General features: G+C 76.2%; 11 protein-coding genes. 7 read left to right on the forward strand and 4 right to left on the reverse strand.

Features of this window, described 5'->3' with window-relative positions; all coding sequences use genetic code 11:
• Positions 1-143: 143 nt before the first annotated feature.
• The gene (locus tag WMF31_RS32170) at positions 144-2030 is read left to right on the forward strand and encodes a S41 family peptidase (protein ID WP_436605609.1); all 1887 of its coding nucleotides are present in this window, start codon (positions 144-146) and stop codon (positions 2028-2030) included.
• A gap of 71 nt (positions 2031-2101) precedes the next feature.
• On the opposite strand, the gene WMF31_RS32175 is transcribed toward WMF31_RS32170, so the two are convergent.
• From WMF31_RS32175 to WMF31_RS32190, 4 genes are all read right to left on the reverse strand, one after another.
• Complete coding sequence (locus WMF31_RS32175; protein ID WP_436605610.1) at positions 2102-6175, reverse strand: DnaJ domain-containing protein; 4074 nt, start codon at positions 6173-6175, stop codon at positions 2102-2104.
• On the reverse strand, positions 6172-8997 hold the full coding sequence (locus WMF31_RS32180; RefSeq protein WP_436605611.1) for a protein kinase domain-containing protein: 2826 nt from the start codon (positions 8995-8997) through the stop codon (positions 6172-6174). The genes WMF31_RS32175 and WMF31_RS32180 overlap by 4 nt, the downstream gene beginning before the upstream one ends.
• A 126-nt stretch (positions 8998-9123) precedes the next feature.
• On the reverse strand, positions 9124-10134 hold the full coding sequence (locus tag WMF31_RS32185) for a 3D domain-containing protein (RefSeq protein ID WP_436605612.1): 1011 nt from the start codon (positions 10132-10134) through the stop codon (positions 9124-9126).
• The gene (locus WMF31_RS32190) at positions 10131-11924 is read right to left on the reverse strand and encodes a hypothetical protein (RefSeq protein ID WP_436605613.1); all 1794 of its coding nucleotides are present in this window, start codon (positions 11922-11924) and stop codon (positions 10131-10133) included. The genes WMF31_RS32185 and WMF31_RS32190 overlap by 4 nt, the downstream gene beginning before the upstream one ends.
• 486 nt (positions 11925-12410) lie before the next feature.
• Here WMF31_RS32190 and WMF31_RS32195 point away from each other — a divergent pair, with 486 nt between their 5' ends.
• From WMF31_RS32195 to WMF31_RS32220, 6 genes are all read left to right on the forward strand, one after another.
• Positions 12411-13553 (forward strand): SDR family oxidoreductase, encoded by a 1143-nt coding sequence (locus WMF31_RS32195; protein WP_436605614.1) that lies wholly within the window; start codon positions 12411-12413, stop codon positions 13551-13553.
• Positions 13550-15007, forward strand: a complete 1458-nt coding sequence (locus tag WMF31_RS32200) for a GDSL-type esterase/lipase family protein (protein WP_436605615.1) — start codon at positions 13550-13552, stop codon at positions 15005-15007. Before WMF31_RS32195 ends, WMF31_RS32200 begins: the two co-directional genes overlap by 4 nt.
• 135 nt (positions 15008-15142) lie before the next feature.
• Entirely contained in the window at positions 15143-16570 is a 1428-nt protein-coding gene (locus WMF31_RS32205) for a serine/threonine-protein kinase (protein ID WP_436605616.1), read from the forward strand.
• Positions 16570-17241 (forward strand): tetratricopeptide repeat protein, encoded by a 672-nt coding sequence (locus WMF31_RS32210; RefSeq protein ID WP_436605617.1) that lies wholly within the window; start codon positions 16570-16572, stop codon positions 17239-17241. The genes WMF31_RS32205 and WMF31_RS32210 overlap by 1 nt, the downstream gene beginning before the upstream one ends.
• 379 nt (positions 17242-17620) lie before the next feature.
• Positions 17621-21667 (forward strand): protein kinase domain-containing protein, encoded by a 4047-nt coding sequence (locus WMF31_RS32215; protein WP_436605618.1) that lies wholly within the window; start codon positions 17621-17623, stop codon positions 21665-21667.
• Positions 21668-21672: 5 nt separating this feature from the next.
• Positions 21673-22719, forward strand: coding sequence for a tetratricopeptide repeat protein (locus WMF31_RS32220; protein ID WP_436605619.1), 1047 nt, complete (start codon positions 21673-21675; stop codon positions 22717-22719).
• The last annotated feature ends 92 nt before the right edge of the window (positions 22720-22811 follow it).

A 22811-nucleotide genomic window follows, 5' to 3' on the forward strand; every position in this document is an offset into this window, starting at 1 on the left:
GCTGAGCCCTGGTCGATGGCGCGCGAGCGGCGGACGATGCGGCCGGGGCAGCGCCTGAGCTCCCGGCCCGGGGCGGGCCTCGCCGGCGCCCCCGGCGCGGTCGCCTCTGCACCCGCGCCCCGCGCCATGATATTCGGAGAGCAGTGAAGACGCGCGTCGCGAGCTCCGTCGCGTGCATCGCCGCCGGCCTGGCGATGCTCGCCGTGCTCTCGCGCGACGCGGGCGCGCCCCCCGTCGAGGCGCGGCGCGGGCTCGCGCGGCCCGTGCTCCGGGTCGTCACGCCGCTGGACGAGGAGATCGACGGCGATGGCTGTGACCCGAACGCCCTCGATCGCGGCATCGCGATGCCGACCGGAGCGCCGACCTCGCTCGGCTGCGAGCAGGCGCGCGCCATCGTCGCCCAGGCGCGCACCACCCTGGCCGCTCCGCCGCTCCGCGTCGATCCCGCAAAGTTTTCCGAGGCGACCTCGGACTGGCTGGATCCGCACGGGCTGTGGTCGGTCGCCCCGGACGCGCCCGTGGGCGCGTCGCTGCGGCGGGAGGCAGCCGCGCTGCTGGCCGAGCTGCAGGCGCCGGTGGGCAGCGGGCCGTGCGCGGCGGCGCTGCGCGTCGGTGAGGAGCTCTCGCACTGGTCGCGCGAGCTCCAGGGGATCTTCGACGAGGGCTTCCGTCACGGCCTGGCCAGTCCGCCCGCGACGCCCACCGAGGCATGGGAGCTGATCTCCGCAGCGCCGTTCGAGGACGGCGAGGTGACGCGGAGCGCCCGGGATCTCGCGCACGAGCTCGGCCGGGGGGTCGGCGCCCTGCGCGCGCGCTTCGGCGATCCGCTGGCCCGCTATGCGGACGCCGCGCGGGAGCGCACGGCGCCCTCGATGAGCGATGATGGCTGGGCGCGCGTGGTGATCGCGGCCGCGGTGCGCGCCTACGTGCCCCAGCTCGACGCGCACGGGGCCTGGGCGCCGCTCGAGGAGGAGGTCTCCATCTACGACCTCGATCTCGAGGCGAACCCGCCGGCCAGGCTCTGGCAGGAGATGACGCGCACCGCGATCGGCGTGCGCATCGACCGCGGCGCGCTCGCGCCGCTCGTGGACGGCGACGTGGTGCTCCGGATCGAGGATCTTCCCATGTCCGGCATGAGCGTCGAGCAGGCCGAACAGCTCGCCGTGCTCGCCGACCTGCGCCCCGGGACGACCGCCCGGGTGGCGCTCTTGCGGCGGGACGCCGCGGCGCCCCTGGAGCTCACGATCACGCCGCCCACAGCCGGACCGCAGCCGCAGCCTGTGGCGGCGCCCTCGGAGCTGCCGCTCGACATCGTGCGCTATGGCGACGGCCACGTCGCGGTGATCACCATCGCCGACGTACCGGACGACCTCGGGGATCGGGTCGCGGCGGCGCTCGCGCGCGCGCGGACGCGGCCCGACACGCGGGGGGTGATGCTGGACGTGCGCGCGAACGGCGGCGGCTCGACCGACGGGGCGATCGCCGCGCTCGGGCTGTTCCTGCCGGGGGTGCCGCTGTTCCCGATGCGGCGCCGCGACGGCGGCGTCGAGGTGGAGCGCTCGCCCGACGTCCCGCCGGGGCGCGGGTGGAGCGGGCCGCTCGCGGTGCTCGTGGACGGCGACTCCGCGAGCGCGGCGGAGATGATCGCCGGCGCGATCGGCAGCTACCGGCGCGGCGTGGTCGTCGGCGATCGCACCTATGGCAAGGGCTGCGCCCAGGAGTACCTCGACGACGACGCCCACGTCGGCGTGCTGCGGCTGACCACGCTGCTCTACGCGCTCCCCGACGGCGCGCCGGTGCAGAAGGTCGGCATCGTGCCGCAGGTGCAGCTCTCGCTTCCGGCGACGAACGAGCGCGAGGCGCGCGTGGAGCGCGCGCTCGGCCCCTGGCGCGGCCCCGACGTGCGCGACCTGCACCGCGTGCGCGAGGTGCCCTGGCCGGCGCACGCGGGGCGGGTGGGGCCCTGCCGCGACGAGACGGTCTGCCGCGCGCTGCGATCGCTCGGCGCCATCCGCGCGGCGGCGCGCTGACGCGCGGGCGGGGGCACGCCCCCGACGTGCCCCACCGCACGCCCCCGACGTGCCCCACCTCCCGCGGGCGATCAGCGCTTGAAGAACTTGCCGAGGAGGCCGCCGGTGGGCGTCGGATCGTTGCTGGTCCGACTGCGCATCTCCTGCAAGCGGACCTCGCGGATGGCGTCGAGGTTCTTCGGGTTGAGCTCTGCCGCGAGGCGGAAATCGCGGATCGCCCGGTCGATCCGCCCCGAGCGCTTGAGGAGCATGCCGCGGTAGAAGAGCGCCCGCTCGTAGTGGGGCTCCTTCCGCAAGACCGTGTCGAGCACCTGGATCAGGTCGTCGTAGTGCGCGCTCGTGACCCCCTCCGCGGGCGGGGGCGGCTCGCCGCGCCGGAGCGCCTGGATCCACACGAGCAGCGTCATGTACTCGGGCTGCTCCGGGTCGGCGCTCAGCGCGCGCCGCGCGCGGATCTCGGCGCCCGCGAGGTCGTTCTTCTTGAGCAGGATCTCGGCCTTCTGGAACTCGAGCGCGGCGTCGACGGCGCGGGCGATCTTCTCCTCGTCCTCCGCGGGCGCCGCGCCGTCCTTCGGCGCCTTCTGGTACTCGGCGCGCCGCTTCGGGTCGCTCAGCGTCTGGTAGGCCTCGCTGATGCGCGCGAACACGCGCGCGACCTGCGGCTTCTGGTCCTGGAGCTCCGGGGGCGTCCGATCGGGGTGCCACTGCTTGGCGAGCGCGAAGTAGGCGCTCTGCACGCGCTCCGGGGGGGCGTCCTCCGCGACGCCGAGCAGCTCGAAGAAGCTCTCGCCGTCGATCGCGGCGGCGCGCGCCTCGATCTCGGCGCGGCGCGCGGCGAGCTCCGGGCTCAGCGCAGCGCGCGGCGGCGGCGGGAGATCCGCGAGGGGCGCGGCGGCCGCCGTCGGCCTCGCGGGCTCCGCGGCGCGCGGAGGCGGCGACGGCGGCGGCGGCGGCGCCTCGGCGCGCCCTGCCCCCCTCGCGGCCCTGCCCTCCGGGCCGACGACCGGCATCTTGACGGTGGGCGCCTGCGCGGGCTGGGCGCGCGCGCCGGGCGCGGCCTGGGCGGGCCTGCGGAGCGGCGCCGCCGGCTCGGCGAGCTGCGCGCCCCGCCGGCTCGGCGCGTCCGAGGGGGACGCGCGGCCATCGGCCTCGCCGCGGGTCGGGTGCGGCCCGGCCGGCATCGTGGAGCCCGCCGCGGGGCGCGGCGAGCGCGCGGCCGCGCCGGACGGCTCGCGCTGGCCGGCCTGCCCCGCGTCGACCGGCGGGCCGCCGGCGGCGCGCTCCCGGCCGAGCCCCACGGGGCCGCGGCCCGGCACGCCGAGGTCGAGGTGCCGCGTGATCGCGAGCGCGTAGATCGTGAGCCGCACGACGCGCTCCTGGGCGACGCCGGCCCCGACGAGCTCGGTGAGCGTCATGCGCCGCGTGCGCAGGAGATCGACGACGGCCGCCTCGTCGCGCTGGAGCTGGAACCGCTTCATCTCGGCGTCGACGTGGATGCCGAGCGGCCGGCTCTGGATCCGGTCGAGGGTCGTGTCGATGAGCGGATCGTCGGCGTGGAGCCGGACGCCCGCCATGATCACCGCGAGCGGCTCGCACCCGATGAGCTCCGGTCCGCCGTGGGACGCCAGCAAATTCTGGCCGTCGTAGTAGGCGTAGCGCGTCCCGGGGGAGAGATCGTAGAGCGCGACCAGCTTGCGCACGAGCTGCTGGCGCAGCACGCCGAAGACCGTCTCCCGGTCGAGCAGGCCCCGGGTGACGAGCAGCCGGCCGTGCAGCACCCGCCGCCGGGTGATCTCCCGCAGCGTCTCCCGGAGCGTCGCCTCGTCGAGCAGCCCGAGCTCGAGGATCACCCGATCGAGCGGGGCGATGATCGTCCCGGTCCAGATCTTGGCCGGGACGCCGTCGCTGAAGAAGATGCCGTGGCGGACGCCCTCGGGGTCGACGAGGCACGTCGTGCCGGTGAGGCGCCGGTCGAGCATGTACACGAGCAGGTGGACGAGCGGCGTGCGCGCGAGCGTGCCCTCCGCGGTCGGCGGGTCGCTCGGCAGCGAGAGCACGGCGATCGGGCCCGCCATGGCCGAGGGGGGCAGGTCGGACAGGGGGCTGCGCTCGCGGCGCTCGGATGGCTCTGCCCAGCCTCGGGTGCGCAGCGCCTGCGCCCGCGCGCTCTCCTCGGGGATCTCGTCCTGTTCGCTGTCTGTCTGCACCGACCACGACTCCTCTCCCTGAACGCCCGCCGGCGACCCGTACGAGGCGCCCGCCGGCGACCCGTACGGGTCCGCCGCCGCGAACGGCGCGTGCGGTGATGGCGGGTCCGGCCAGCGCGCGGTGGTGCGCCCGGGCCGCAATGTCGGCGGTTGCCTGGCGGACGGCGCCGGCGGGAGGTCCCCGAGCAGCGCCGCGTCCGCGCCCCCGTCCTCGGGCGCGGCCGCCCACGCGCCGCCGTCCGACGAGCTCGGCCCGCGGCCCGCGTCGAACGGCCGCGGCTGCGTCCTCCACCGCGAGGGGGCGGTGGCCTTCGGCAGCGTCGGCGACGACGGCCGCGTGATGGTCTGCGGCGGCGGCATGCGCAGGTGGTTGAGGGGCGACGCCGGCGGCGCCGCGCGCGGCGGCGGCGCGTCCGGGACCACCGGGACCCTGGGGGCGCGGAGCGACGCGTGCGGCGTCGCGTCCTGGACCGCCGCGTGGGCCCGCATCGAGGCGGCGGCCGGGTCGTCGCTCGTCGCGACGATCCGGTGGACGTGCCGCGCCGGCTCGCCCCTGCGGGGCGGCTCGGCGAGATCGACCTCGGTCGCGCCCTCGATCGGGCCGCCCGACGCGTCGAGCACCAGCCGGACGCGCGGCTGCGAATAGCGGGCCGGGTGCGCCGGCGTCTGCACGACGAGCGCGACCTCGCCGGTCGAGAGCTCCACGAGCGTGCCCGTCGGGAAGATGCCCAGCGCGCCGACCAGGAGCCGCAGCACGGTGCGATCCGCCGGGTCGGCCGCCTCCTGCTCGAGCCGGGCGATCGCCTCGTCGGCGGAGAGCGGCGCCTCGCCCGGCGCGGCCGTGAGCAGATCGTTGAACGCGCGGGCGGTCGCGAGGATCCGCGCCTGCAAGGTCGGCGGGCGGAGCCCGCGGTAGACGGGGCCGAGCGTCGCCTGGCGGCGCACCCAGTGCGCCTCGTAGGCCACCACCGTGCGCATCACGCTGGGCTCGTTGACGAGGCCGAGCGCGGTCAGCACGACCGCGGTGCCCGCCGGGACGTCCGCCTCCTGCTGCTCGCTGAGCTGCGGGACGAGCCCGCCCTCGCCGCCCCGCGCGACGCCGGTGAGCCGCGGCCGCGCGATGTCGAAGAGCAGCGCGGCCATCGACAGCCGCTGGAGGAGCACGACGTCGCCCGTGATCTGCCGGGCCATCGCGAGGCTCAGGATCGCGGTGTTCACCGCGCGCCCGGCGTCGTCGTGGTTCTGGTTGCGCAGCGCGGTGACGCCCAGGAAGGCCGGCGTCTCGTTCGCGGAGAGGTCGACGAGGCGCTGGGTGATGCGCTTGACGCCCTGCCGCAGCGCGTAGCGCCCCCGCCGCAGGTCCTCGTAGAACCGGCGGAGGATCACGATCGCCGTCGCGTAGGCGCGCACGATCGCCGCGGCCTCGTCGCCGTCGCGATCGCCCGCCGCCTCGCGGAGGAGCACGGCCTCGTCCACCGCGCGCAGGCGGATGCGAGGGGCCGGGCGGTCCGCGAGCGCCGGCTTGCCGCTGCGGAGCGCCTCGGCGAGCGCGGAGGCGAACGCGTAGAGATCGCTCGCGCGGACGTCCTTGGCGACCCCGATCTCGGAGTAGCCGCAGCGGCCGACGACGTCGCCGAGCTCCTGCGCCCCCTCGTAGACGGCGCGGTTCGCCTTGAGGAGCTGCCCGGAGACGAAGACCGCGCCGCGGGCGAACAGGATGGAGACGTTGTGCCCGGAGCGCTGGCCGAAGTCCTGGATCAGGGCGACCGTCTCCTCGACCTGCCGCACCATGGCCTGGTTGTCGATCGCGTGCAGCGTCGACAGCTTGACCAGCCGGAAGAGCGCCTGCACCACGCTGGCGGCGAGGTCGCGCGCCTGCTCGCGCCGGATGTTCTCCGAGACGTTCTGGCTGATGACGTCGACCTGGGGCGCCGTCACGGGAGATCTCCGCCCGTCGAGATCCGCTCGCCCATGCGCGCGGCGATCGCCTCGGCGGCGGCGGTCGCGACGTCGCGGAGCGCCTGGCTGTTCCAGGGCCGCCGCTTCGAGGCCGCGAGCGCGGCGTCGAGCGCCTCCTGCGAGCTCGCCTCGCGGCCGAGCAGCTCCGCCGAGAGGCAGCGGGTCTGCTCCACGGCGTCGTCGGCGAGCAGCCCGTGCCGCAGGAGCGCCTCGATGGCGACCGACTCGCCGCGCGCCGGGTTCAGCGTGTAGAGCGCGCCGAGGAACTCCCGCCGCTCGTCGAGCGTGAGCTGGTGGAAGGAGCTGTCCTGCACGCGGCGGACGAGCAGCGGCCCGGCCGCGCGCACCTGGTGGTGGGCCAGCGTGCGGAGCGCCGCGACGCGCACGTCGGGCGGCGCCGACTCGGCGAGCGTGAGCAGCTCGTCCCGGATCTGCTCGGGGCTCTGCGCGAGGTGCGCGATCGCCTCGCAGCGGAGCGCCGCGTTCGCGCACCCGGAGAGCCGCCTGAGCGCGCCCGTGGCGCCCTGCGTCCGCGACGCCGCGAACATCTTGAGGATCGGGCGGGAGATGTCGAGCTCGAGCGTCATGAGCGCGTCGACGACCCCCTCCTCGTGCCCCGGCAGCGTCCGCTCGAGGAAGCTGAAGAGCGCGCGGCGCAGCGCCTCGTGGCCGATGTGCCCGACGTTCTCCATCGCGACCGGGAGGTACTCGGCGCCGAGCTCGTCGAAGATCGGCGCGAGGCGCTGCGCTACGAGGTCGAGGTCCACGGGGGCGGCCTGCGCCGCGGCGCCGGGGGCGCCCGGGGCGGGCCCCCGCGTCGCCTCGCGGAGGAGCAGCCGCATCGTGTCGGGCGGGAACATGCCCCGGGTGAGCTCGGCCGCGAGCGCGCCCCCCTGCTGCCTGGGCGCGAGCGCGTCGAGCGCCCTCTCGACGGCCTCGTGCATCGAGAAGAGCACGTCGAAGCGGCGCGCGAGGATCAGGTCGCGCGCCGAGGCCGCCATCGGCTCGGTCACGAGCTCGGCGTCCTGGTAGCGCTTCGCGTTCAGGAAGGCGTCCGCGAGGACCTCGACGAAGCGCTCGCTCCAGAGATCCGGGCTGAGCACGAGCTGCGCGCCGAGCGCGCGCTGCGCGGCCGGGTCGAGCGCGAGCGCGCCCGCGGCGCGGCGCGCCGCCCGCACCGCGGCCGCGTCGGTGTCGATGACCATCGCGGCCGCCTCGGCGCGGTTCGCCCGCTCCTCGGCGGCGCGCCGGGCCATGCCCTCGACGTCGTCGGCCTCGTGCCAGAACTGCTCGCGATCGGCCGCGTCCCCCTCGGCGAAGACGCTCACCACGTCGTAGCGCACGTGCTCGAGGCGGCGCTCCCACAGCGCGGCCACGACGTCGTCCTCGGGGGTCAGGTCGCGCAGCGGATCGAGCAGCAGCACCTCGCAGAACGAGCGCAGCTCCTCCTTCGTGATGCCCGGGAGAAGCTGGACGCGCCGCAGGCCGGCCGCGAAGAGGTTGTACGGGACCAGATCGAGCGGGTGCGACGGCTCCCACACGGTCCTCCGGCGGTGCTCGAACGCGTACGGCGAGAGCGTCCAGTAAACGAGGTTCCCGTCCTCGCGCAGCGCGTCCACGATCGCCCGGAAGGTCGCGCGCAGCTTGCTCTCGGGATCCGGGTGGTCCCAGCCGTAGTGGCGCACCGCGGGCAGGAGCCGCTCCGCGCGGCGGAACACCTCGACGAGCCGGGCGACCGCGGGGTCGTCGGGGCCGGCCTCCCCCTGCTCCTCCGGCCGGGGCGGCTCCTCGGCCGGCCGCGTCCCCACGGCGGTCGGCGCGTCGTCCGGCGGGGGGCGCCGCGTGCTCATCGGCCCGGTCCGGCGGGGGGCGGACGCGCTGGTCTCCTCCAGGACGCGCAGCACCTCCTTCCGCATCTGCGCGGCCGAGTCGTAGCGGTTGCGCCGATCCCAGGCGAGCGCCTTGTCGACGAGGCCGATGACCGGGGCGGGCAGCTCGGGCGCGACCCGCGCGAGCGACGGCGCCGGCGTCGTCGCGGCGAGGATGAACGCCTCGTTGTCCGAGCGCCCCTGGTGCAGGCGCTGCCCGCTGAGCACGGCGTACAGGGTCGCGCCGATCGAGAAGAGATCGGCCCGCCCGTCGACCCCCTCGGAGAGCCCCATCGCCTGCTCGGGCGCCATGAACGAGGGGGTCCCGAGCGCCGTGCCCGCCTTGGTCTTGTCGCCGTGCGCGTCGCGCACCCGCGCCACGCCGAAGTCGAGCAGCTTCACCATGTTGTCCTTCGTGATGAAGATGTTCGCGGGCTTCAGGTCGCGGTGGACGATGCCCTCCCCGTGGAAGCTCTCGAGCGTGTCGAGCACCTCCCCCGCGATCCAGAGCGCCTCCGCGACGGGGAGCCTGCGGCTCTTGCGCTTCCAGAGCTGCTGCACCGTCTCGCCGTCGAGCAGCTCCATCACGAGGAACGGCTCTTCCTGCTCGGTGAGGTCGTCGTCGAGGATCGCGACCCGGCCGGGGTGGTCGATCCGGTTCGCCACGTACCCTTCGCGCAGGAACCGGTCCCGGATGCTGGCGTCGCGCGCGAACTCCGCGTGGAGGATCTTCAGCGCGGCGCGCGAGCCGTTCCGGTGGGTGGCCGCGTACACGGAGGCCATCCCGCCCACGCCGAGGAGGGCGTCGATCCGCCACTTTTGCTTGATGGTCAGGCCGACCCGGGCGCGCGCCCTCTGCTTCTCGTCCGGCGTGCCCGAGACCTCCGAGGGCGGAGGGAAGACGGACTCGGGGATGACGCCACGTGAGGTCATTCGGCCACCGGAAGGCCGGAAATCGTATCACCACCGCGCCCTCGTCAGGTTCCGGATTTCGCGCGCGAAGGAGGCCCACCTCACGGTCCGGTCGCGTCCCCGCCAGCGTCCCGCCGAGGGCGCCGGTCAGGACGGCCCGGGCGCGGCGCCGGACGCCGGGATCGGCGTGGCGGCGGGCGCGGCGAGGACGGCGCGACAGCGCGCGTCGTTCAGCACCGGGCGCACGCCGCGGTTCGAGGGGAAGAGCGCGTTCAGGCGCGCGGTGACCGCCGGATCGCCGGTGAAGACGTCGATCTGCTGCCCGACCACCTTGATGCCGCGATCCTCGGCGATGAAGCAGCCGTCGTGACGGCCGCCGCCCGGGAGCGGCAAGCCGACCAGCTCGGGCACGTAGAGCGGCGTGCCGAGCGGAATGACGCTCGAGTCCACCGCGACCGTGCGCAGCGGCGTGATCGGGCGCCCTGTCGCGCCCCGACCGTAGGGGAAGCGCCGCGGATCGAGCCGCTCGAAGCACACCTTCTGGCCGGTGCGCGGGCAGATGTCGGCGCACGCGCAGCCGCGCCGCGCGAAGCTCACCGTGTCCCCCGAGGCGAGCCGGCCGCTGCCCTGGACGCAGACCTCGTCGTGGAACGAACGCGGGACGCTGGCGAGCGGCGCGCACGCCGCATCGTAGAGCGTCGCGTCCTTCGGCCCGGGGCCCTCGCTCGGGAAGTCGTAGTAGGTGTTCCGGAACAGCCCGGGCGCGAGCCCCGGCGTGGCGAGCACGGCGCCCGCGGCGCGCGGAGCCGCCGGGCGCGCAGGCCGGCCGTGCACGCGCACGAGGATCGGCGGCTCCTCCTCCGCCGGGGCCACGGCCACCGCTGCGCGCATGTCGACCAGCGCCGCGCCGGACGCGTCGGCCGGCGCCACGCCGCGCGCATCGGCCGGCGCCACGCCGGCGCGCGGCCCGCGGCCGCCGTCGTCCGGCGGGGGCGCGTGGAGCCAGCCGCCGCCGCCGCGCGCGAGCCGCGGCTGTGATCCGTCCTCGACCCAGTCCGCGCCCGCCTTCGTGGCGCACCCCGCCGCGATCGCGACCGCGAGCAGGAGCGCGCGGAGCCCGCAGGCGCGGAGCGCCCTCGCGCGCGCCGCGCTCGTCAAAAGGCGCCTCCGAAGCGGATGATCTCCCGGATCGCCGTGGCGGCGACGTCGGCGCGCGCCCAGAGCACGGCGGGCGCGCCGGCGGCGGCGGGCGTGGCGCCGACGGCGATCACCACGGGAGCCGAGTCGCCGGCGCCCGGCTGGCCCAGGCGGCTCGCGACGAGCCGCAGCGGTTCGACGACGAGCGCGAACGCGATGTCCGCGCCGAGCGGGGCGAGCGCGGTCTTCATGGCCGGGACCCCGCCGAGGTTCTCGCCCTGAAGCGCGGCGACGACGCTCCGGAGCCCCTCGCCCGGTTCGCTGCCGACCGACGCAAAGAGGCCGTCGTCGCGGAGGAGATAGAGCAGCTCGACCGAGGACGGCGCCCCCGACGCGCCGCTGGATCCCGGCGCGCCCCCGCCCGACAGGCCAGCGCCCGCCGGCGCCTTGCGCGCCGGCGACGGCGCCGCGCCGCCGGCCTGGCTCGCCCCGCCGGACCGCTCGAACAGCACCCGCCGCACGCCGCCGGCGAGCTGCGGGAGCGCCGCCTTGCTCGCGGAGATCCGGATCCCCTCGCGCTTCAGGGCCGCCTTGACCGGCGTGAGCTCCGCGGTCCCGAGGAGATCCGCGACGGCGGTCTCGAGCTTTGCCCGATCGCCGACGGCGGCGCGCACGAAGGCGGTCGGACCGGCCCCGGAGAAGCGGAGCCCGCCGGCGAACCAGTCGCCGCGCGCGTCCGACGCGGCGCGGATCGCGGCGCCGAGCCGCTCGCGCTCCGCGGGCGGGAGCTCGCCCTCGACGAGCCCGGCGAGGGCGTCGACGAGCCTGGGCACGTCCTCGGCGCGAGACGCGGCCCGGTCGCGGACCAGGACGCCGGCGAGCGTGTCCGCGGGCAGCTCGAGCAGCGGCTTCACGTCGCCGACCGCGAGCTCCGCCGACGCCCTCGACGCCGGGCCGCCCCCTGCCCTCGGCGTCCCGGTGACGCGCAGGTGCGCGCCGTCGCCGAGCACCAGCGTGAGGCGCGCCCGGTCGAGATCGCCGAGGCAGGCCAGCCCGTCCTCGATCATCGGCGCGAGCGGGACCGCGGTGGCGCGCGGCGCGCCCTCGGCCCCGCGGGCGCGGTCCCAGGCGCTGCGCGCCGCCTTGAGCAGCGGGCCCTCGATCGCGGACCGCGGGATCTCGATCGCGAGGTCCTCCTTCGGCACCGCGGACCGCGGCATCGTCCGCGCGACGTACGGCCCCACGAGGGTCAGGTCGTCGGCGCGCTCGGAGACGAGCAGGTAGTTGCCGAGGACGCCGAGGGCCAAAGGGCTCGTCCCCTGCAGCGGCTCGAGCAGCGTGATCGAGGTCGCCGCGTCGGGCTTCGCGCGGAAGCGCGCCGCGTCTCCCCGCGTGAGCTGGTCGACGAGGCGCGCGCCGTCCTTCACGTGGAGGCCGATCGCGACCCGTGGGCGCGGCCTGTCCGGGGCCTCCACGGCCGCGCCGAGCACCGGCACGCCGCCGTCGATCTCGGACGCGACGGTGATCGGCAGGCCGAGCAGCGACGCGGCGAGGGCGCCGGTGCTGCCTGGCAGGAGCGCCGCCGGGCCGCCGGCGAGGGCGCGCGCCTTGGCCCACGTGGCGTCCGGCGTCGGGAGGAACGCCTCGGCGATGAGCCCGGCGGGCGCGGGCACGGGGCTCGGGCTCGCGGCGCCGGCGTCGGGCGCCGGATCCCGCGGCTTGCACCCCGGCGCGCCCGCGCTCAGGCCCAGGGCGATGGCCAGGAGCGCGGCCGCGCGGCGGTGCATGGCGGAGGTCGCTTGTGCGGTCACGACCGAACGGTAGCGCCTTCCTGCCGCGATCGACCACGAACCTGCGACTCCCTGCCCCAAGCGGGCGGCGGCTCAACCTGGGTGCGGACGCCGGCTCAACCTGGGTGCGGCAACTCAGCTAGCGCTACTGCGGGAAATCGGGCCGAGAGGCGAACCGCCATGACGCCAAGGGCGCCAAGAAACCAGGGAGGTAGAAGGGGAAAATGGAGGGACAACCCTTCCCCTCTCTTCTTGTCTTGGCGTCGTTGGCGCCATGGCGGTTTTTCTGCTGCTCCGGGGCAACTTCCCGCCGTAGTACCAGGGCCAGCTTCCGCACACGTTGCCCGTCATCGTCGCCGTTTCCGGGAGTCCGCCGCCGAGCACCGGAACGCCCCCCGGCCGCCGCAGCGCGACGCGCTGTTCGGCGTATGCCCGCGACGCCCCGCTCGAGCGCGCGTCGATCGAAAGCTGCAGAGCAGACGCACCGCTGCGGTAAGCTTCCGGCCAATGTCTCGCCCCGGCTACGACAGCGTGGTGCTCATCACCGGCTTTCCCTCGTTCGTCGCGAAGAGAATGCTGCAGCACCTCCTCGCGTCGGAGCCGCGCACGCTCGTCTACGCCGTGGTGCTCGCGAAGTCGTGGGCGCAGGCGAGCACGGAGCGCGACGCGCTCCCGGCGCCGGATCGCGAGCGCGTCGTGCTGCTCGAGGGGGACGTCACCGCGATGGACCTCGGGCTGTCGGGCGCCGAGTTCAGGCAGCTCACCCGCGAGGTCGACCGCATCCATCACCTCGCGTACATGGGCCACGCCGGGGCCGACCGCAGCGCCGCCCACGCCCTGAACGTCGTCGGGACCGCCGAGGTGCTCGAGCTCGCCCGCGCCTGCGCCTCGCTCCAGTGCCTCGTCCACCAGTCGACCGCGTTCGTGTCGGGCGACCGGACCGGGACGGTGTACGAGGACGATCTCGAGGCTGGCCAGACGTTCCGCAACCCCGTGGAGGAGACGCGGATGCGCGCGGAGGTGCTCGTGCGGCGGGCGATGCGCCACGTGCCGGTCGCCGTCATCCGGCCGACCACGGTGGTCGGCGACTCCGTGAGCGGGGAGATCGATCGGCTCGACGGCCTCTACCTGCTGGTGCTGCTCATCATGGCGGCGCCGCCCGACATCGCGATCCCGATGCCCGGCCGAGGCGACGTCCCGCTCAACATCGTGCCCATCGACTTCGTGGTCCGCGCCGCGCACGCGATCGGCCTCCACCGGCTCGCGCCGCGCCGCACGTTCCACATCGCCGACCCGCACCCGCTCTCGGCGCGCCGGGTCTTCGACCTGGTCGCCAAGGCGAGCGGTCGCCGCGCCGCGCGCGGCCACATCCCGTCGAACCTCGCCAAGGCGCTGCTCCGCACGCCCGGGATCGAGCGCTTCCTCCGCAGCCCGCGCGCCTTCGTCGAGCAGCTGACGACCCCGGTGCGCTACGACGCCCGCAACGCGGACCTCGTGCTCGCCGGCGCCGGGATCACCTGCCCCCCCTTCGAGTCGTACGTCGACGTGCTCGTGGGCGCCGTGCAAGATCGCGTCCGCGAGCGGCGCGAGCGCCCGGAGCCCGAGGCCGGCGCCGACGCCGACCTCGACATCGAGGACCCGCTCTCGTGAGCGGCGCGCCCTGCTCCGTGGAGCGCGCGGAAATCCCGCGGCGCGACGCCGCGCCTCCCCGTCCCCCGGGCCGGCGCGCGCCGGCGTGGCCCCAGACCACAGCGCGGCCCTCCGCCGCGGCGCTGCTCTCCGCCGCGGCGCCGCTCTCCGCCGCGGCGCTGCTCTCCGCCGCGGCGCTCGGCTGCAGCGCGACCTGCGATCACGCCGCGCCGCCCGCGCCGGAGGCGGGCGCCGCGCCCCCCGCGCTCACGGCGGCGACCGCGCCGCACCGCACAGGAGCCGCCCCGGAGCCCGCAGCGTCGCCCGCGCCGCACGGCGCCGAGGCCCTCCCAGCGCCCCCGCCGGAGCGCGCGCTCCTGCGCCCCGAGGACGGGCCCTACGCCCACTTCTTCGCGGCGCTCCGCGCGCTCGAGCAGGGGCAGCGCGAGGACCACGTGCGCATCGCCTGGCTCGGGGACTCGCACGCCGCCGCCGACTTCTGGAGCGGCGCGCTCCGCGCGGCGCTCCAGCGGCGCTTCGGCGACGGAGGGCTCGGCTTCGTGCACCTCGGCTACGCCGCCTACCGCCACGACGGCGCGCGGCTCATCGTCGAGGGCAAGTGGCGGACACGCCCGAAGGCGCCGGGCGGCTCCGCGCCGTCCGACGACGGCATCTTCGGGCTCGGCGGGATCCTGTTCGGCGCGCAGCGCGGCCCGGTGCGCGCGGAGCTCACGGTCAGCGGGGTGGCGCCGTCCACACGGCTGCTCTGGGACGTGTGCTACCGGCCCTCCGCGCCGACCGACGAGCTCGCCGTGACGATCGCGGGCGGGCCGAGCGCCGTCCTCCGCGGGGCCGCGGACGACGGCGCCGGTGTGCTGCAGCACGCGAAGCTCGCGAGCGTGGACGCGCCGACGCTCAGCGTCGTTCCGTCGGGCGCGCCCGAGCTCTGCGGCGTGGTCGTCGAGGCCGATCCCGAGGTCCGGCCCGGCGTGGTGCTCGACACGCTCGGCATCAACGGCGCCCGCCTGGCGACGCCGCTGCGGTGGAACGAGCTCGGCTGGGCCGCGGAGCTCGCGCGGCGCTCGCCGGAGCTCCTCATCCTGGAGTACGGCACGAACGAGGCCGGCGACGTCACCACCGATCCGTCCCTCTACGCGACGCAGCTCGGGGAGCTGCTCGCCCGGGCGCGTCGGGTCGAGCCCGACATCGACTGCCTGGTCCTCGCGCCCACCGACCGGAGGGACGCCGCGGAGCGCATCCCCCTCGTCCGAGACGTGCTGCGCGACGCCGCCCGCGAGGGCGGCTGCGGGTTCTGGGACACCTACGAGGCGATGGGCGGAAGAGGCTCGATCGAGGCCTGGTACCGCGAGCGCCCGCCGCGCGCCTCGCGCGACGGCGTCCACCTGACCGCCCGCGGTTACCGCGAGCTCGGCGCGAAGCTCTCCAGCGACCTCCTCGAGCGCTATCGCCCCTGAAGGGACGGATCCCCGGCTCGCCCGTAGGACGGCGACGGCGGCGCGCCGCGGGGCTGGCCTTGCTCGTGCCTTGTCGGCTCCCGGTGCTCCATCAGCGTGAAGGCTTCTCTCACGCGCGATGGGCGAAGGAGGCACATGCTGCATGCCGGGGACGTCGCAGGAGGTCGCTTCCGACTGATTCGGCCGATCGGCTCGGGCGGCATGGCGAGCGTCTGGTGGGCGCGCCACGAGCTCATCGGCCGGGACGTCGCGCTCAAGCTGTCCCCGGCGCTCCGGGACGAGCAGGTCGTCGGGCGGTTCATCCGCGAGGCGAAGATCATCGGCAAGTTCCAGCACCGGAACATCGTCGGCGTGGTCGACGCCGGAGAGCTCCCCGACGAGGGCTACCTCTTCCTGGCGCTGGAGCTCCTGCGGGGCGCGCCGTTCGCGGATCGCCTCATCCCGAACCGACCGCTCCCGCCCGAGGAGGTGGTGCCGGTCCTCATCGAGGTGTGCGCCGGGCTCTCGGCCGCCCACGCCGAGGGCGTCGTGCACCGCGACATCAAGCCGGAGAACATCGTGATGGCCATGGTCCCCGGCGAGGGGATCGTGCCGAAGATCGTCGACTTCGGCATCAGCCAGATCACAGGCGCGACCGACGCGCTCACCCTCGACGGACAGCTGCTCGGGACGCCCTCGTACATGAGCCCGGAGCAGGCGCTCGGCAGGCGCACGATCGACGCGCGCGCCGATCTCTGGGCGGTCGGCGTCATGCTGTACGAGGCGCTGAGCGGCGCGCAGCCGTTCGGCGGCGGCAACCACCACGCCGTGCTCCGGCGCATCCTCGAGGCCCAGCCGGCGCCGCTCCCGCCCTCGGTCCCGCCGCGCCTCCGGAAGATCGTCGGCCGCTGCCTCGAGAAGGACCCGGCGCGCCGCTACCAGGACGCGGCCTCCCTCCGGGCGGATCTGGAGGCCGCGCTCGACGACCTCGGCGCGTGCGCGCCCGCGCCGATCGTGATCGTCACGCAGCCGGACGCGGGCGCGCGGGCGGCCGAGGCGACGCGCGCCCGCTGCGCGCTCGCCGCGCCCCCGCTGCGCGCCGCGCGCGCCCTGCGGCGGCTCTGGATCTCGCGGCAGGCGCATCGACGGCTCGAGGCGACGACGCTGGGGAGCACGCCGGGCGCCGCGCCCCCGCCGCTCTCCCGGCGGCGCGCGAGGGCGGCCATGGCGCTGCGGGTCGCGGCCGCGGCGGCGCTCGCGGCCGCGCTCACCTCCGTGGCGCTGCTCGAGTCGACGGGCGCGGCGCCGGAGAGCGCGGTGCGCGTCCCCCTCCGCCCCGTGCTGGCGGCGGCCTTCGCCGAGGGCGGCGCGGCGGCGCGGCGCGGCGCGGGCCCGCTCGGGGCGGCGGGCGGCGACGCGCCGACCCCGGCCCCGGCGAGCTGCGCCAGCGCGGCGGGCCCGCCCGCGCTCACCCCGGCGGCCCCGGACAGCGCCGGCGTCGCGGCGGACACCGAGGACGCGCGCCCGCGCGCGCACGCACCGCGCGGGCCATGGCGCTCCCGCGTCACGAGCCCCGGGTTCTGATGGCACGCGCCGCGCCGCTCCCCCCGTCGCGCGGGCGCTCCTGCCGGGGCGCCGCCGCGCTCGGCCTCCTCGGCTGCGCGCTCCTGTCGCCGGCCTCGCTGCGCGCGCAGGACGCTGTCGCGACGCGCGCGCGGGACGACGTCGCGACGCGCGCGCAGGACGACGTCGCGACGCGCGCGCTGCGGCTGAAGTTCGCGCAGGGGCTGACCCTCGAGAACGCCGGACGCTGGGCCGACGCCCTGGAGCGGTTCGAGGCGATAGCCCGCCTCCGGCCGACGGCGAACGTGACGTTCCACATCGGCCTCTGCAATGACCGCCTCGGCCGGCTGCTCAGGGCCGAGCGGCTGTACCGCGGTGCGCGCGAGGTCGCGCTCCACGCGGCGGCGCCCGCGGTGCTCGCCGAGATCGACGCGCGCCTCCAGGACATCGAGGCGCGCATGCCGCGGATCGTGCTCAACCTCGCCGGCGCGACCGAGGGCGTGACCTTGCGGCTCGACGGCGTGCCGGCGGAGCCGTCGAAGGCGATCCGGGTCGATCCAGGCCCTCACGTCGCGGTGGCGCTCCGGCACGGCGTTCCGGTCGCCGCGAGCGCGTTCTCGAGCCACGAGCGCCGCACCCGGTTCGTGACGCTCACCGTGCACCCGCTGCCGACCAGCGCTGCGCCGCCGTGAGGTCGCCGGGCGGCCCGCCGCCGCGGCGGGCCTGTGGCGCGGCGCACGAGAGGGCGATCGCGATCCGCTCTCCCGTCGCGCACCGCGCGTCGCGCATCCATGGCGGCGCGCCCCGCGGTAACCCGCACCGCACCGCGCCGAGATCCATACACTCGAGCACCTGTGCGAGCCGCGGAGGAGCCCGCGATCATCGTCGTGGACGGCGGAAAGCCCTCGCGCGCGCGGCGCCGGCCGGAGCGCCCTGAGCGCGCTCGGGCGACGCGTGAGCGCCGCGTGCGAGGCACGCCTGACGGGGCGCGCCGGATATGTCGACGCGCACCGTGTAATCGGCCGCGAACGCTGGATCCAGCTTCTACCGTCCTGGTAGCATGAACGTCCCATGGCGCTCGACAGGCCGCCCGGTGCGGGCTCTGCTTCGCGACTCGGCAATTATGAGCTGCTGAAAGAGCTCTCCGGCGGAGGCATCGGGTCCACATGGCTCGCGCGGGCGTCCTCCGACGCGGAGGCGAAGGGCGAGGCGCCTGTCACGATCCTGCGCATCTACAGGCACCTCACGAAGAAGGCCGAGACCGCTGACGCCATCCTCCGCGAGGCGGCGATCGCGCAGCGGATCCGCTTCCCGACCGTGCTCTCGGTGCTCGACGCGCGCACCGCCGACGGTGAGGTTTTCATCGTGTCGGAATACGTCGAGGGGGAGCAGCTCGGCGCGCTGGTGTCAGCGGCCGGCGCCGAGGGGCTGCCGCTCCCGGTCGCGCTCCGCGTCGGCGTGGACGTGCTGCGGGCGCTCGTGTCCGCTCACGCGGCCGAGCCTGTGCCGGTCGTGCACGGCGAGCTGAACCCGACCCATGTCTCCCTCGGCACCGATGGCATCGCGCGGGTGGGCGGGCTCGGCGTCGCGAGGGCGATCGCCGGGCTCGCGCCCATGGGCACGCGGAACCCCGATCGGCTGGCCTACGCCGCGCCGGAGCGGGTCAAGGCGATGGCGACGCACACGGCGGCGCCGCTCGATCCGCGCGCCGATCTCTTCTCGGTCGGCGTGATCCTGTGGGAGCTGCTCTCGCGGCAGCGGCTGTTCTCGTCGAAGCTGGAGACCGCGGTCATCCAGAAGGTGCAGACGGCGCCCATCCCGTCGCTCGCGGGCCTCGCCGGGGGCGCCATCCCCGCCCAGGTCGCCGAGGTCGTGAGGACCGCGCTCGAGCGCGATCCCGCGCTCCGCTTCGAGAGCGCGTCCGCGATGCTCGCGGCGCTGGAGGCCGCGGGCGCAGGGCAGATCGCCGGGGCGGACGACGTGACCGCGACGGTGCTCCGGCTGGCCGGCAAGACGATCGCGCCGCGCAGGGCCATGATCGCGGCCGCCATGGCGAGCGCCGGCGGCGCGGCCGAAGCGTGGCCGACGCCGCGGCCACCTCGCACGCGTGGCATGACGCTCGTGGGCGTGGCGCTGCCCGTCCCCGAGGCCACACCGTCGCCCCGCGGAGACGCCTCGCGGCACGCGATCACCGCGCCGTCCCCGCGCCCGCGCGCGCCGGCCGCGCCGGCGGGCCTGCAGACCGCCGCGGGCGGCGCGGTCGTCGCCAGCCAGCTCCGCCCGTCGAGCGGCGCGAGCGCGCCGAAGGACGCAACCGCGCCGAAGAACGGCGCGGCGGCCAGGCCGGGAGCGGGCGCAGGCGCATCGAACGGCGCCGCGCCGGCGGGCGCCGGGGCGGACCACGCCGACATCGACACCGCCTGGGGCGCGGAGGTCGAAGCCCCGGCCCGCCTGCCCGCGACGCGGCCGCCGACCGAGACGCTGCCGCGGATCGGGCCGCCGAGCGAGCGGACCGAGAGCCGCGCCGCTGCGGCGAGCCCCGCGACGGCGGCCGTGGCGCCGAGCGCGACCGCGCCGAGGTCGACGCGGACACCGGCCGAGGGCATGGCGCCGAAGCGGCCGACGCCGGTGCCGCGCGCGCCGCTCCCGAGGCCGCCGCAGCGGCCGGCGCCGCCGCGGGCGCCGCTTCCGCCCCGGTCCGAGGATCCGGGCAAGAGCGCCGCCGCGCCGGCGGCTGGCGCGGCGCCCGCGACCCCGCCGCCGAGCCCTGTGACGCCGCGCGCGCCCGTGGCGCCGACGTCGCCGCCTGCGACGCCCCGGGCCCCCGCGCCGCCGGCGCGCGCGGTCGCTGCGCCCGCGGCGGCCACGCCGCACGCGCCGCCCGTCGCGCCCGCGGCCGCGGCGGCCACGCCGCACGCGCCGCCCGTCGCGGCCGCGGCGGCGCCGGCGCCAGCCACGCCGCGCGCCCCGGCCTCGCCCGGCCCGCACAACGGCGCGCACGGGTCCGAGCCGTCGCCGGCCTCCAGCAGGACAGCCCTCACGCCAACCGGGCTGCAGGGGCTGACGAAGCAGTGGGGCCGCGCGGCGTCCGCCGTGGATCGCCTGGGTCCGGGCAGCACGCTCGGCCGTTACGAGATCCTGATGCCGGTCGCCAAGGGGGGCATGGCGTCCGTGTGGGCCGCGCGCCTCCAGGGCACCCGCGGCTTCCAGAAGATCGTCGCCATCAAGACGATGCTGCCCGACGTCTCCGACGACCCCGACTTCGAGTCGATGTTCCTCGACGAAGCGCGGGTCGCGGCGCGGGTCCGCCACCCCAACGTGGTCGAGATCCTCGATCTCGGCGAGGAGGACGACGTCCTCTACATCGTCATGGAGTGGGTCGACGGCGAGACGGCCGGCACGCTGCAGCGGGCCGCGAAGCCGCTCGGGGGCATCCCGCAGCGGCTCGTGCTCCGCATCGCCTCGCAGATCTGCGCGGGCCTCCACAACGCGCACGAGCTCCGCGACGACACCGGCGCGCTGCTCGATCTGGTCCACCGCGACATCTCGCCGGCGAACGTGCTCATCTCGACCGCCGGGTTCGTGAAGATCGTCGACTTCGGCGTGGCGAAGTCGAAGGGACGCCTGCACGTCACGCGCGCCGGCGGCGTCATCAAGGGCAAGACGCCGTACCTCTCGCCGGAGCAGCTCGGCGGGCTCCCCATCGATCGCCGGAGCGACATCTTCTCGCTCGGAGCGCTGCTGTACGTGCTCACGACCGGGCTGCACCCGTTCCGCGCCGAGACCGAGCTCTCGACGGTGGAGAACATCACCATCAAGAACCCGCTCCCCCCGCGCGAGCTGAACGGCGCGATCCACCCCGAGTTCGAGAGGATCATCCTCAAGGCGCTCGAGAAGGATCGCGAGAACCGCTTCGCGACGTGCGCCGAGATGCAGCGGGCCATCGATCAGGTGGCGTCGATCCTGGGCGAGCCCACGACCGACGAGGACGTGGCGGCCTTCGTGCGGAAGGCGATCGGCGAGACCCAGGCGAGGCGCGCGCAGGAGCTCCGCGACGCGATCGCGGCCGTCGACGCCGGCGCGGCCGTGAACTCGGAGCCCCGCCCGGGCTTGCTCGCCGACGGCCAGATCGCGGCCGCCGACGCCATCCCGGCCTCGGTCCGCGGGGGCGCCCCCGCGTCCGCGAAGCCCGCGCCGACCGGCGTAGGCCCGGCCGCGAGCGCGGCGGCGGCCACCTCGACCGCGGGGCCCGAAGAGGACGGCCCGCCGATCTCGTTCGAGGAGATCGCCGTGCCGGCGCAGCCTGTCGAGGCCCCGCCGCGCCTCATCCTGGCGCCGTCGGTGCAGGCGGACCTCCCGCCCGAGGAGGCGCGGGCCCCGTCGAGCTCGCGGCCCTCCGCGCGCGAGGGCAAGCTGCTCGGCGCGTCCGCCCCACGGGTCCTTCCGGCAGCAGGGGTGCCCCCCACCAAGGTGCTCGCCGCGGCGGATCCTCCCGCCGCGAGGGCCGCGCTCGCCGCGCGCTTCGCGAGGGGCGGTCCCCGGAGCCTGGCCAACGACGTCGGCGAGGTCACCGCGGTCGACAGGTCGTACGAGACAGGGCAGCGGCGCAAGCGGCTTCAGCTCATCGTCGCCGGCGCGGCGACGTTCTGCGTCGCGCTCCTCGCCTTCGCGCTGGTCGTGCGCAGCGGCGACGAGCATGCCCCGGCGCTCGGCAAATCGCGCGTCGAGGCGCTGCCCGCGACCGCGGCGCCCGCCGCGGACACGGGCGTCGTGGAGGCCACCACGCCCGCGAGCCCGGCGCCCGTCGAGCCCCCGCAGGCCGCGCAGCCCCCGTCCCCGCCGCCCGACGAGACCCAGCCATCGGCGGCGCCTTCTGCGGAGGCGCAGCAGCCTGCGACGTCTCCGGCGGAGGCGCCGCAGGTTTCCCCGGCGGCGAGGGCGCCGGTCACGGCGGCGCCGCGGCCTGCTGCGACGCCGCGGCCTGCTGCGACGCCGCGCCCGCCGTCGACGTCGCGCGCCCGGGCGGTCTCCACGTCGACGAGGCCCGCGCCCAAGCCTTCCTCGACCGGCAAGGCGACGACCACCACCAAGAAGAAGTACAACCCCTCGGGTATCTGAACATCGTGCGACCTCGACCCTGGCTCCGTGCGTTGCTCTTCGGTGCGGCTTCCTGCCTCTGCGTGTGCGCGCTCTCCGGGCCCGCGGCGGCCGCGGGCGACGCCGCGGCGACGCCGTCGCCGGACGCCGTGGAGAAGGCGCAGGCGCTGTTCAAGAAGGGCACGGCCCTCTTCGACAGCGAGCGATACGCGCTCGCATTGCAGCAGTTCCGGGCCTCGTACGCCGCGGTGGCGAGCCCGAACTCCCGCCTCTACATCGCGCGCTGCCTCGTCGAGCTGGGCGACCTGACCGAGGCGTACCTGGAGTTCGAGCACGTCGCGGAGGAGGCCGCGGCCCGGGCGAAGGCCGAGCCGCGGTACGCGAGGACGGAGCAGACGGCGCAGCTGGAGCGGGACGAGCTCGCTCCCAGGATCGGGCTCGTGAACGTCACGGTGGTGCACCCGGAGCTGGCCACCTCGCTGACGATCGCCGGCAGGGAAATCCCCCGCGCGCGATGGGGCAAGCCGTTCCCGGTGAAGCCCGGCAAGGTCCAGATCGTGCTGCGCACAAGGACCAGCTCCGGCGTGCACGGCGTCGAGCTGTCGACGGGAGAGGCGAAGACGCTCTCCCTCGACGCCGAGACGAACGCCCCGATCGCGGACGCCGGCGCCTCCGCCCCGCTCCCGGGCGAGGGCGGTGACGCGCTCGCGCCGGAGGTGCCGGGCGAGCGGGCGCACCTGCGTCCCTACGCGTATGCGGCCGGCGGCGTCGGGGTGGCGGGGCTCGCCATGTTCACCGTCGCCGGGCTGATGGCGAACAGCACCTACAGCGATCTCGCCGAGAGCTGCGGTGGACCGTGTCCTCCCGATCGCCAGGACGACGTCGACGCGGGCAAGACCCAGAAGACGGTCGCGAACGTCGGCTTCGCGATCGGCGCGCTTGGGCTCGTCGCGGGCACGACGCTGTTCATCCTGAGCCTCTCCGGCGAGGGCGCCGGCGGGGCCTCCGGCGCGACGGCCTCGCAGCAGTTGGTCATCGGCCCGGGGTTCACCGGCTTCCGCACGACGTTCTAGAGCGGCGGTCGCCCGCTCCGGACACGGGCCCATCTCGACATTGTCGGTGGCCAGCGCGCTGAAAAGCGAACGGGCGGGCTCGCTGCTGCGAG

It is taken from the genome of Sorangium sp. So ce1036 (assembly GCF_051369805.1).
GTDB classification, from domain to species: Bacteria; Myxococcota_A; Polyangia; order Polyangiales; family Polyangiaceae; genus Sorangium; species Sorangium cellulosum_F.

Coding starts and splice junctions, on each gene's coding strand:
- WMF31_RS32180 (WP_436605611.1), bottom strand. CDS start 8,997: ATGACCTCACGTGGCGTCATCCCCGAGTCCGTCTTCCCTCCGCCCTCG.
- WMF31_RS32195 (WP_436605614.1), top strand. CDS start 12,411: ATGTCTCGCCCCGGCTACGACAGCGTGGTGCTCATCACCGGCTTTCCC.
- WMF31_RS32205 (WP_436605616.1), top strand. CDS start 15,143: ATGCTGCATGCCGGGGACGTCGCAGGAGGTCGCTTCCGACTGATTCGG.
- WMF31_RS32210 (WP_436605617.1), top strand. CDS start 16,570: ATGGCACGCGCCGCGCCGCTCCCCCCGTCGCGCGGGCGCTCCTGCCGG.
- WMF31_RS32215 (WP_436605618.1), top strand. CDS start 17,621: ATGGCGCTCGACAGGCCGCCCGGTGCGGGCTCTGCTTCGCGACTCGGC.